The sequence below is a fragment of the Maribellus comscasis genome, assembly GCF_009762775.1.
In the GTDB taxonomy this organism is placed as follows: domain Bacteria; phylum Bacteroidota; class Bacteroidia; order Bacteroidales; family Prolixibacteraceae; genus Draconibacterium; species Draconibacterium comscasis.
On sequence record NZ_CP046401.1, the window covers coordinates 5,112,460 to 5,124,422 of the forward strand.

12 protein-coding genes are annotated in these 11,963 nt (G+C 38.9%); 9 read left to right on the forward strand and 3 right to left on the reverse strand.

All coding sequences use genetic code 11. The features are described from left to right. Window positions 1-143 precede the first annotated feature (143 nt). On the reverse strand, window positions 144-395 hold the full coding sequence (locus GM418_RS20520; RefSeq protein ID WP_158869102.1) for a MoaD/ThiS family protein: 252 nt from the start codon (window positions 393-395) through the stop codon (window positions 144-146). 1 nt (window position 396) lies between these two features. Then, entirely contained in the window at window positions 397-1,374 is a 978-nt protein-coding gene (locus GM418_RS20525; protein WP_158869103.1) for a GTP 3',8-cyclase MoaA, read from the reverse strand. Window positions 1,375-1,528: 154 nt separating this feature from the next. Between GM418_RS20525 and GM418_RS20530 the strand changes: the two genes are divergently transcribed. Then, window positions 1,529-2,545, forward strand: a complete 1,017-nt coding sequence (locus GM418_RS20530; RefSeq protein WP_158869104.1) for an XdhC family protein — start codon at window positions 1,529-1,531, stop codon at window positions 2,543-2,545. Further along, window positions 2,538-3,140 carry a nucleotidyltransferase family protein gene (locus tag GM418_RS20535; protein WP_158869105.1) on the forward strand — a complete coding sequence of 201 codons (603 nt, stop codon included), beginning with the start codon at window positions 2,538-2,540 and terminating at the stop codon, window positions 3,138-3,140. Before GM418_RS20530 ends, GM418_RS20535 begins: the two co-directional genes overlap by 8 nt. Here GM418_RS20535 and GM418_RS20540 read toward each other — a convergent pair. After that, the gene (locus tag GM418_RS20540) at window positions 3,137-4,267 is read right to left on the reverse strand and encodes an FG-GAP repeat domain-containing protein (RefSeq protein ID WP_158869106.1); all 1,131 of its coding nucleotides are present in this window, start codon (window positions 4,265-4,267) and stop codon (window positions 3,137-3,139) included. The genes GM418_RS20535 and GM418_RS20540 overlap by 4 nt on opposite strands. A 158-nt stretch (window positions 4,268-4,425) precedes the next feature. On the opposite strand from GM418_RS20540, the gene surE reads away from it, so the two are divergent. The 7 genes from surE (at window position 4,426) to GM418_RS20575 (ending at window position 11,950) form a co-directional block, all read left to right on the forward strand. Next, window positions 4,426-5,187, forward strand: coding sequence for a 5'/3'-nucleotidase SurE (surE, locus tag GM418_RS20545; RefSeq protein ID WP_158869107.1), 762 nt, complete (start codon window positions 4,426-4,428; stop codon window positions 5,185-5,187). Then, entirely contained in the window at window positions 5,187-5,492 is a 306-nt protein-coding gene (locus GM418_RS20550; RefSeq protein WP_158869108.1) for a hypothetical protein, read from the forward strand. The genes surE and GM418_RS20550 overlap by 1 nt, the downstream gene beginning before the upstream one ends. Before the next feature lie 4 nt (window positions 5,493-5,496). Continuing rightward, complete coding sequence (gene lpxB / locus GM418_RS20555; RefSeq protein ID WP_158869109.1) at window positions 5,497-6,624, forward strand: lipid-A-disaccharide synthase; 1,128 nt, start codon at window positions 5,497-5,499, stop codon at window positions 6,622-6,624. A 34-nt stretch (window positions 6,625-6,658) separates the two neighbouring features. Further along, window positions 6,659-9,076, forward strand: a complete 2,418-nt coding sequence (gene gldG / locus GM418_RS20560; RefSeq protein ID WP_158869110.1) for a gliding motility-associated ABC transporter substrate-binding protein GldG — start codon at window positions 6,659-6,661, stop codon at window positions 9,074-9,076. Window positions 9,077-9,237: 161 nt separating this feature from the next. Continuing rightward, entirely contained in the window at window positions 9,238-10,368 is a 1,131-nt protein-coding gene (dnaN, locus tag GM418_RS20565; protein WP_158869111.1) for a DNA polymerase III subunit beta, read from the forward strand. A gap of 91 nt (window positions 10,369-10,459) precedes the next feature. After that, window positions 10,460-11,266: a 3'-5' exonuclease gene (locus GM418_RS20570; RefSeq protein WP_158869112.1), complete on the forward strand. Its 807-nt coding sequence runs from the start codon at window positions 10,460-10,462 to the stop codon at window positions 11,264-11,266. 48 nt (window positions 11,267-11,314) lie between these two features. After that, complete coding sequence (locus GM418_RS20575) at window positions 11,315-11,950, forward strand: fumarylacetoacetate hydrolase family protein (protein ID WP_246222753.1); 636 nt, start codon at window positions 11,315-11,317, stop codon at window positions 11,948-11,950. Window positions 11,951-11,963: the final 13 nt, after the last annotated feature.

Below are 11,963 nucleotides of genomic sequence, written 5' to 3' on the forward strand. Positions count from 1 at the left end.
ATGTGTTTTTTTCAACTCACCCTGATTGTGACTGCGCCACAATCATCCCTCTCTTCAGGAAGAGAGGGAACGAGGGAGAGTTTCCATATATTTCAGAATAATTTTCTTCAATGTTACACATTATCGTTTCATAATCTTTTCATTTATCCCCCACTCGACGGTGGAATCAAAAACAACGTATCAACGGATTCTAATTTATCACTTAGCGAAACAAATTCCTCTTTCACTGCAATCCGGCAACTATTTAAAACCTCTTCTGCTTCCGGATTTGCTGTAACCAGCTCAGTAACAACATCTGAATAAGTTGCTTCCGGCTCCACCGCAACGCTTGTTTCCGCCCCAAAATACTTTTGCAGGCCGGCAAAACACACAATTTTAATTGTTTTTTTATCCATTTTATCCTCCTATGTTTCTCATTGACAATTCACTCCCATGAAATTTTGCAGGTTGTTTTAACAACAACAATCCTTTTAGTTTTTCCGTTAGAATGAATTCGTTGTTGATATATGGTGCAAGTTTTTCGCCATGTGCATTACTCAGACAACCGTAGAAAATTCCGTTGCTATCCATGCGTAACCGGTTACAGTCGTGACAAAAAGGTGTTGATTCATTGGCGATTATTCCAAAGATACCACCATTGGATGTTTGCCAGTAGTGGGCAGTTTCAGCGTGTTTTCTGGGAAGTGGTTCAATATTATATTTTTCTTTAATTGTTGAAAGGATTTCTTCTTCCGAAAAGAAAAGGCCATTTTCCGAATGGTACAAATGCCCCATTTTCATCAGTTCCAGAAACCGTATTTTAACTCCAAGTTTTGTAGCATATTCCAGTAGCGGGACAATCTGAGATTCGTTTTTGCCTCGCACAATCACCGAATTTAATTTCACGTTCATTCCCGCCTGAACCGCTGCTTCGATGCCGCCAAAAACCCTTGAAGTATCGGGGTGGCGGGCAATCTTGTTAAATACATCTTTGTCGATGGCATCCACAGAAATATTCACGGATTTTACCCCCGCATCAAAAAGTTTTTTGGCTCTTTCTTTCAGGTAATATGCATTTGTGGTCAACCGGATATCGGTAATCCCAATTTGCCGGATATTCTGAACCAGAGAGTAGAGGTTTCGGTAAAGTAAAGGCTCTCCTCCTGTTAATCGTACACTTTTTAACCCGGTCAACTGATGCACTGCCTCGATAAGTTTTGCAAACTCATCCGGTGTAAGTTGTTGTTCAGAAGAAGATAATTTATCAGTGGATGCCAGAGGAATGTCCCCCGTATCATCACTAACACAATATACACATGAAAAATTACAGGTATTTAGTAAACTAATCCTCAGTTTTTCAAATCTTCTCCCCAGCTTATCTTCAATCTGTGCCATGCCCTATTTAACCATTTATGTAAAACAATTGTTCAGTTTTTAAAAACCTTTACGACTTCCGTCAGTTGTTTCTTACAGAGAACGGAACACAGAAATTCCCAACAATTTTAATTAACTTAGTGGAGATGAGAATTAGCGAATTAAATTGTACGAAATGACAAACGAAATTAGCCACCTGTTTCAAACTTTAAAAATCTGGGAAAAATCCGGGAAAAAGGCTGTATTGGTATCGGTAGTTGCACTCGAGGGGACTTCGTACCGGAAGCCGGGGGTGAGAATGCTGATCAGCGAAGATGGAGAATATGCCGGTGCTGTTAGCGGAGGTTGTGTGGAGAAGGAAATTGAGCGGCAAGCCAAAACTGTATTTCAAACCGGCACAGCCAAAATAATGACTTATGACGGTCGTTTACGGATTGGTTGCGAAGGTGTTATCCATATTTTAATCGAACCGGTTTTTCTTTCTGATGAACTTTGGTTAGATTTTGAATCGGTACTGGAAGCGCGGGAAGATTTCAAAATGGACGCATGGTTTTATCAAAAGGTGGGTGAATATGGGAACATTGGCACATTGATGACGTTAAAAGGGAAAACTTATGTTTTAAATCCGTCTTTTACACCTGACCAGATTACTGTTCAAGAGTGTTTTTCACAAACCTTTGAACCGCTTTTTCAGCTATACATTTTTGGAGCTGAACATGATGCTGTTCAGTTGTCCCAAGCTGCAAAGTTGTTGGGGTGGAATGTAACCATCGTTGCTTCTGCCGAAGAATTGAAATCATGTGATTATTTTCCGGGAGCATCTGCTTTAATTACGCCTGCGTATGACGAAATCGGCAAATTGCATATCGATGAACAAACAGCTGTAATGTTGATGACACACAGCTTTAATAAAGACGTTCAGTATTTGCTGGCATTAAAAAACATTCAAGCAGCTTATATTGGAATGTTGGGAGCAAAAAAGCGAAGAGAACGTGTTTTTAATATGTTGCTTGAAATCGATTCTGAAATTCCGTTTGATTTTCTGGACCAAATTCACGGGCCTGCGGGAATTAACATAGGGGCAGAAAGTGCTTCAGAAATTGCTGTTTCCATTTTGGCTGAAATTTTAGGTGTGATTCGGAAGCAGAATCCGGTTTCATTGCGTGAAAAAACAGGTTCAATCCATGGATAAAATCCCTATTCTTTTATTGGCAGCAGGCAACTCTTCCCGGATGGGGAGTCCTAAACAGTTGCTTCCCTGGGGAAATCAGACGCTTATTGAGCATCAAATAGAAACACTTTTAGAAAGTGATCAGCCAGTAAATGTTGTGCTGGGAGCAAATTCAAAAGCTGTCATTCCTTTAATTAAAAAATTTGAAATAAATGTTTTTATCAATAAAAATTGGGAAAAGGGAATGGGAAGTTCCATCGCGTCCGGAATATGTCAGCTATCCGAAAAGTCTCCTTCTGCCACGGGAGTTCTTATAACGCTTCTGGATCAACCCTTAATAACAGCCACACATATCAAAAAAATGGCAACTGGTTTTACACCGGGAAATCGTCAGATTATTGTTTCTCAATCCGCTTCGGGCTGGAGAGGTGTTCCGGTTATTTTTGACAAAATTTATTTTGAGGAGCTCGGGAGATTGGATGGTGAAAAAGGTGCCAAAATTTTGATTCAAAGGCACAAGCAGTCAGTTACAGAGATTGCATGCGGCGAAATTCTGGAGGATATGGATACTCCGGAAAGTTATCAGAAAATGATAAAGAAGGATGGAATTATTTAGTCAATCAATTTATTTTCCATGAAAACGTGAATATTTCCATTCCACGGTTTGGAACAGATGTCTATATCGCCGTCACCGTCCACGTCGGCAGCTTTAGCTTCGTGACAACGGTAGCCCTCCAAAATAATATGCTTTGTCCAACTCCCTGCTTTACCATCCGTATTTTCCCAAATAATCCACTGATGTGTTCCCTGTGTCATCGGGCCGCCACCACTAAACACATCTTCATCGCCATCATTGTCAAAATCAAAAACTGCAAGCGAATGAAAATCCTGCCCGGTTGAGTTCTCCGAAATCAGGTGAAATTTCCATTTTTTTCCATTGCGCCGGTTTTCCCACCAAAATACACGCGTGTCGGCTGTGTCACATTCAGCTTCAACAATATCGTTGTCGCCGTCTTTGTCGATATCAGTTACCCATGTTTTTAATGCAAGCCCGTATTGTCCCGCACGTGAACCGCCATCGGGGATTAAAAACGGGTGTATCGTCCATGAAAATCCTGTGCCCGAATTGTTTTCAAACCAACTGCTTCCCTGCACAATGTCAATGTCTCCATCGTTATCTAAATCGCCATACCCTTTCGGGTCAACACCTCCGTGAATTCCTTCTCCAATAATGATATGTTCCCAGCGTTGGTCGATTTCCTTGTTTACATTGTACCAAACCAAATACGGATTATTCGTATCGTTACTGTTGGCGATGATGTCTATATTGCCGTCGCCATTAACATCTGCTGCTACATTATCGTGGCAGGAAATGGTAAAACTGTTCCGAAAAGGAAATAAAGAATTTTTTGCATCGCCCGTATTCTCGTACCACCCGGTTCCTACCATAAAATCTGTTTTTCCATCGTTATTTATATCAATAGGACAACCGCCCACATCGGTTTGTGCTCCTTCTCCCAATGGATGTAAAATCCAGTCATCTGCCGATTTTTGTTCAAACCACGATAATTTTCCCCGTTCACCAAAAATCCAGTCAAGGTCACCGTCTTCATCCAGATCTGTAAGTGCGGTTTGTCCCATTTTACTGCCGTGTTCGCCAATTTTATGAAATTGAAATTCGGGAAACTGTGCATTTGTTGAAAAGGCTAAAATACAGATTATTAGAGTGAGTAACGTTTTCATTTTTTCCGGGTTTAGTACCTGAACTAATTTACTATAATTCTATTGATTTAAAAAATAGCGAAGAGTGATTATTAATTTTTGAATTGCTGCAAACTATGTTTTGTTTCCATTTTACGCCTCTGTTTTTATCACTATCTTTGTTTCCAATTTGAAAAAATATGTCAGATAAACCATTTATATTAGTTACCAACGACGATGGAATTCATGCCCGCGGCCTTCAGGAACTGGTGGAAGTGATGAAATTTTTTGGAGATGTGGTGGTTATTTCTTCCGAAACATCGATGTCAGGAAAGTCATGCGCCATCACCGTTGATCAGCCGTTGAGGGCTGTTGAAATTGAAAAAATTCTGGGTGTACCTACTTATAAAAGTAATGGAACTCCGGTTGACAGTGTAAAACTTAGTTTTAACAGTTTGTTTGACCGTACGCCCGATTTTGTGGTTTCAGGGATCAATCATGGTGCTAATTCATCGATCAGTGTGATATATAGCGGAACAATGGGAGCAGCTATTGAGGGTAGTTTACATGGTGTTCCGTCTGTGGGCTTTTCACTCGACGACTACAGTTCGGGTGCTGATTTTTCAAAAGCGAAAATTATCGTTGCCAAAATTTTTCAGAATGTGCTTGAAAATGGTTTACCTCCTTTTACTTGTTTGAATGTAAATATTCCAAAAGGAAAACCGAAAGGAATAAAAGTGTGCCGGCAAACACATGGGAAATGGATGGAAGAATTTGAAAAAAGAACAGATCCACATGGCAGAGAGTATCACTGGTTATCGGGTTATTTTAAAAATTTTGAGGAAGGGTCGGCAGAAACAGACATTTATGCGTTGGAAAACAATTTTGTATCAGTTGTTCCCGTTGCTGTTGATATGACTTGCTACAAAACACTTGAGGAACTCCAAAACTGGAAATTTTAATGCAACAGCGAAGAAAGAGAAATCGTTGGGATCAAACAGGAATTGGTTTTTTGGCTGGTTTTTTTGTTCCCTTAATTATATTTTTTAGCGTATATTTTTTTGGTGACAGTGAAACTTCGTTTTCAAATTATATAAAAAGTCTTTGGCATATACATTTACTGGTAAAACTGGGGAGTTTGTGTGTATTTGCCAACCTGGCAATTTTTATGGGTTTTATCCAAAAAAAGTACGATAAAGCAGCAAAGGGAGTTTTGGCAGCCACATTAATTTATGCCTTTGCTGTATTGGTTTCACGGGCATTTTAAAAATATGAAGTATTATCTCATAGCAGGAGAAGCATCGGGCGATTTGCATGGTTCAAATCTTATGAAAGCATTGAATGAGGAAGATACAAACGCTCAGTTTCGTTTTTTTGGCGGCGATTTGATGCACTCAGTTGGCGGTTCGCTGGTAAAACATTATCGGGAAATGGCTTTTATGGGAATCGTAAATGTTATCCTGAATTTAAAAACTATCGGGCGTAACCTCGAATTTTGCCGGAAAGATATTCTTCAGTTTCAGCCCGACGTAATTATTTTGATTGATTACCCGGGATTTAACCTTCGTGTTGCCGAATTTGCAAAAAAGAATAATATTAGGGTTTTTTATTACATTTCACCCAAAATATGGGCTTGGAAGGAGTACCGTGTAAAAAAGATTAAAGCTTTTGTGGATGAAATGTTTACCATTTTTCCTTTTGAAACAGCCTTCTACAAAAAACACGGAATGGACGTGCAGTATGTGGGAAATCCTTTGATGGACTCGCTTGAAGAATTTAAAAATGAGGCCTTGACAAAAGCGGAATTTCTGCAAAAGAATAATATGGATACCCGGCCGGTTGTTGCTTTGCTCGCCGGAAGCCGTGTGCAGGAAATAAAACGAACTTTACCTCTGATGGTAAAAATTGCCGGAGAATATCCTGATTTTCAGTTTGTGGTTGCCGGAGTAAAAAGCGTGGATTCTGAATTATATCAAAAATACTTGCAGAACAGCAGCATACAAATTATTTATAAGCAAACCTATGATTTGCTGAACAATGCCCACACAGCGCTTGTCGCATCTGGTACAGCAGCTCTGGAAACTGCGCTTTTTGATGTTCCGCAAACGGTTGTCTACAGGGTAGAAGGCGGATGGGTAACTGATTTTGTCTTTCGTAATATAATTTTTACCATGGCTGGGGTTTCACTGCCGAATATTATTATGGACAGAGAAATTGTTCGGGAATATATTCAGGTAAAAATGACCTTCAAAAATGTAAAAGAAGAAATGCATAAATTGCTTTTTGATGAACAATATCGAAAAAAAATAAAAGCTGACTACCTCCGTTTAAAAAAATTTATGGGTGAACCTGGCTGTTCGCAACGGGCAGCAAAAAAAATGTTTAGTTTGTTAAAATAGATAAATTTGAGCGAACTCGAAATTTGCAACAAAAATGTACAGTTTATTCCGAAAAGAAATAAAAACATTTCTCGGCTCGCTGATTGGCTATCTTGCAGTGCTGGTTTTTTTATTGGTTACCGGACTGTTTTTGTGGGTTTTTCCGGGAGCGTATAATATTCCGGATAATGGTTATGCCACGCTGGAGCCATTGTTTTCGCTGGCTCCCTGGTTGTACCTCTTTCTGGTGCCCGCCATTACCATGCGTTTTTTTGCCGATGAAAAACGCAGCGGAACAATCGAAATTTTACTTACTCATCCAATTTCCGATTTTAAGCTTGTTTTAGCAAAATTCTTTGCGGGAATGGTTCTGGTTATTTTTTCATTGTTACCCACATTGTTGTATTTCCTGTCGGTTTATTTGTTGGGCGAACCTGTTGGAAGTATCGATGTCGGCGCAACCTGGGGATCGTTTATCGGGCTGTTTCTACTGGCGGCTGTTTATGTTGCTATTGGGGTTTTTGCCTCATCATTTACCGATAACCAGATTGTTTCTTTTATTCTGGCAATGGCGATGTCGTTTATTTTTTATCTCGGATTCGATTTTGTTGGAAGTGCTGGTGTGTCTTATCTTTTTGAAGAACTTTTGTCGTGGATGAGTATCAACAATCATTACCTTTCTATTTCGCGGGGTGTGGTTGATATGCGCGATATTATTTACTACTTCGGAATTACACTTCTGTTTCTTTATTTAACCAGTGTTTTTCTGAGAATTTCAAAATGGAAAAAAGGCAGAACAAAAAGGAATGTCGGTGTTTTTGTTGTTTCGTTGATTGTTGTGTTTGTTGTTTCTTCAAATTTTCTTTTCCGGCTCGATTTAACCGCCGATAAACGCTATTCACTTTCTGTTGTAAGTAAGGAAATTGTTTCGGGAATTGAACAGCCGGTTGAAGTAGAGTTTTTTCTTATCGGGGAGCTTGAGCCGGGTTTGCGAAAACTGCAACAGGAAGTTTTGGAGAAAATTGCCGTTTTAAATGTTTTTTCACCCAAACCTATTCGCATAAAATTTACTGATCCATATTCCATAGGAGATGTTGAAAAACGACAGAATTTAATTGATGAAATTGCAGGAAAAGGAGTTATACCAACCAGTTTCAGAAAACAAACCAATGAAGGAGTAAGCACAAGAACGATTTTTCCCGGAGCGTTGGTTTCGATGGGAGGCAAAGAAATGGCTGTAAATTTCTTAAAGTCGAATCCGGACTTTTCTGCCGAAGCCAATTTTAATCATTCAGTAGAAAGTGTGGAATTTGAATTGATTAACGTTTTTCGGAAGCTGATGCGGACAAAAAAGTCAACGCTTGCTTTTTTGGATGGAAACCAGGAATTAAATCAGTATCAAACGGCCGATTTTGCCAATGCGCTTTCAGGAGACTTTCAGCTTACACGAATTTTGCCCGGAGAATTACCTGCGCACGTAAAAAATGTAGATATACTGATTATAGCAGATCCTCAGCAGCCTTTTGAAGAAAAAGATAAGTTTTATATCGACCAGTACATTATGCAGGGCGGGAAAGTAATGTGGTTGATCGATCCTGTGAAAGTTAGTTTGGATAGCTTGTCAAAAGGGTATCAAACTTATGCATTTCCCCGCGATCTGAATTTGAATGATCTGTTTTTCCGGTATGGTGTTCGTTTAAATTATGAGTTGCTGCAAGATGTGTATTGCGCGCGCATACAAGTGAACACCGCGCTGCCCGGAAATACACCAAAATTTACGATTCATCCGTGGTATTATTCACCGTTGTTGGTTCCTTCCGATGCTCATCCGGCGACCCGAAACCTAAATAACGTTTTTTCTGAATTTGCTTCGTCTATCGATACAATCTCCGGAAATCCGAGAGCTAAAAAGAATTTTATTCTGACTACGTCGCCTAGTGCACGGAGAGTAAAATCCCCCTCTTCGGTCAGCCTTCAAAATATAAACAATCCGCCGGCGCGCGAGTTATTTAATGAAGCTTTTATTCCGGTTGGAGTAATGTTGGAAGGTACTTTTATTTCTGTTTTCCAAAATCGTATGCCCGAAGCTTTTGGTATCCCGGCATCTGAAAATATTATCAACAAAAGTAAGCCGACAAAAATGGTGGTAATTGCCGACGGCGATTTAATGGCCAATCGTGTCAACTATTCAACCAATCCGCCGCGTTTTACCGAACTTGGTTTCGACAGGGTTTCCGGCCGGCCCTTTGGAAATAAGGAGTTTTTGCTTAACCTGATTTATTACCTTAATGACGACCAGGGAATTATGCAGCTTCGAAACCGGACGGTTAAAATGAGAATGTTGGATAAAGTGCAGCTGCGGGAAGAAAAAACAAAGTGGCAATGGTTAAATATCGTTTTACCTTTGGTGCTTGTAACCATTTTCGGACTGGCTTATAATTATCTTCGCCGACGTCGGTTTAATCGTTTATAAAACCGTTAAAAAATCAAACTTTTCACGATAGGTTAATAACATTAAAGTTTGTATATTCGTGTACTTGGTTTATCCTTTTTAGTAATAAAAACTATGATGCTCTGAAACAGAAGCATAGAACAAATTTTCAACAGAAAAAATTAAAAATAAAATAATTACTTATGAAGTTTGTAGTTTCAAGTACTGAATTATTACATCACCTGGCCGCAATCAGCAAGGTAATCAGCAGTAAAAGTACGATGCCCATTCTGGATAATTTTCTTTTTCATCTTTCAGAAACAGAACTAACCATTACAGCCTCGGATTTGGAATCAACTTTGATTACAAGCATGGAGCTTGACAATATTGATGGAGAAGGAACAATTGCTGTTCCGGCAAAAATACTTACCGATACGCTCAAAGAATTTCCTGAGCAACCACTCACGTTTCAAATTGACAGCGAAACTTTTGCAGTGGATATTTTTTCTGATAATGGAAAATTTAGTATAGTAGGGCAGGATGGGGAAGATTTTCCTGAACTTCCTGAATTGGTTGAAGATTCTGCTTCGTCGGTAAATGTTAGCCACGCTGTTCTTCAAAAAGGAATTGAAAAAACATTATTTGCAACTGCCGATGATGAACTTCGCCCGGTAATGAATGGTATTTATGTTGAAATTTCACCCGACTTTATGAGTTTTGTTGCTTCTGACGCACACAAGCTGGTTCGTTACCGTCGTTCAGATGCCACAGCTGAATTTGAGTCGTCGTTTATTTTGCCAAAAAAACCGGCCAGTTTGCTGAAAAATCTGCTTCCCAAAGAAGAGTTTGACGTAAAGCTGGAATTTGACGATAAAAACGCTTTTTTTACATTGAGCAAATACAAATTAATTTGTCGTCTGGTTGAAGGAAATTACCCAAGTTATAATTCGGTAATTCCAAGTAATAACCCGAATAAAATGATTATCGACAGGTTGGCATTTTTTAATACTGTAAAACGTGTCTCTGTTTTTTCAAATCAGGCCAGCAATTTAATTAAATTGAATATCAATGATAACCAGCTGGTTGTTTCTGCTCAGGACATCGATTTTTCCATTTCAGCGGTTGAGCGCCTGAGTTGTGAATATGAAGGAGATGAAATTGAGATAGGATTCAAATCTACATTCCTGCAGGAAATTTTAACCAATATCTCAGCCAGTGATGTAAAGGTTGAATTGAGTGATCCTACAAGAGCAGGTCTTTTACTTCCTGCCGAAACTGACGATGAAGACGAAGATGTTTTAATGCTTCTGATGCCGATGATGATAAACGCATAAAATCGAATAATTATAAATGTGGAGGGTATCCCAAAAATCAGAATGGAAATCAAGATGGTTTTTCGGATACCTTCTTTTTTAATTTAAGCGAATGAATCTTACATTAAAAAATCCGGTGGTCTTTCTCGATCTCGAAACAACGGGAATCAACATAGTTACTGATCGAATTGTAGAAATTGCTTTGTTAAAAATTCATCTTGATGGAAGTGAGGAAGAAAAGCTTTTGCGCATTAATCCGGAAATGCCAATTCCTGAAGAAGCGTCAAAAATTCATGGAATAGTCAACGAGGATGTAAAAGACGAACCAACCTTTAAGGAGGTGGCTAAAACACTGGCCAAATTTTTGGAAGGTTGTGATTTAGGGGGGTTTAACTCCAATCGTTTTGATATACCCTTGCTTGCAGAAGAATTTCTGAGAGCAGATATTGATATCGATTTCAAAAAAAGAAAATTTATCGATGTTCAGGCTATCTTTCATAAAATGGAAAAACGTACTTTGGCAGCAGCATATAAATTTTATTGTAATCAGCAACTAGTTGATGCACACAGTGCTATGGCCGATACAAAAGCTACATACGAGGTTTTGAAGGCACAACTTGACATGTATAAGGATGTGGTTTATGAAGATAATCACGGAAAACAATCGGTACCGATTGTTAACGACGTACAAAAGTTGAGTGAATTTTCGTCGTACGACAGAAATGTTGATTTTGTAGGGAGAATCGTTTACGATGAAAATGGAGTGGAAGTGTTTAATTTCGGCAAAAACAAAGGGATTCCCGTTGAACAGGTCTTGGAAGAGCAACCCGGTTATTTTGGATGGATTATGAATAGTGAATTTCCACTTTACACGAAACGGGTGCTTACTCAGATTAAATTGCGGATGATGACCAGGTAATGGTCTATTTTTATTTTTAAGTTTAAATCAAAAGATTATCACTTAAAGGTGATAGCTATAGTTGAGAATATGAAAATTATTTGTATTGGACGAAATTATATGGCGCATGCAAAGGAATTAAAAAATGAAATTCCTGAAGAGCCGGTGTTTTTTTTAAAACCCGATTCGGCGTTGCTTAGAAATAACGATCCGTTTTATATCCCCGACTGGACAAAAGAAGTCCATCATGAAATTGAGCTGGTGATTAAAATTAGCCGGATTGGGAAAAATATAGAAAAACGTTTTGCCCATCGTTATTTTGATGAAATTGGACTTGGGATTGATTTCACGGCGCGTGATGTTCAGCAGAAATTAAAAGAAAAAGGTCTGCCCTGGGAAAAAGCAAAGGCTTTTGACCAGTCGGCAGTAATCAGCAGTACCTTTCTGGATAAGAGTATTTTTCCCGATCCGGAAGCCATTGGTTTTAAATTGGATGTAAACGGAAAACCCGCACAGGAAGGAAATTCAAAGTTAATGATGTTTGGGTTTGAAGAGATTATTTCACATGTGTCGAAATACATGACACTGAAAATTGGTGACTTAATATACACAGGTACACCTGCAGGTGTTAGCCCTGTAAAAGTTGGCGATCATCTGGAAGGCTACCTCGAAGGCAAAAAGTTTTTTGACTTTTTGATAAAATAACCTTAAAAATAAT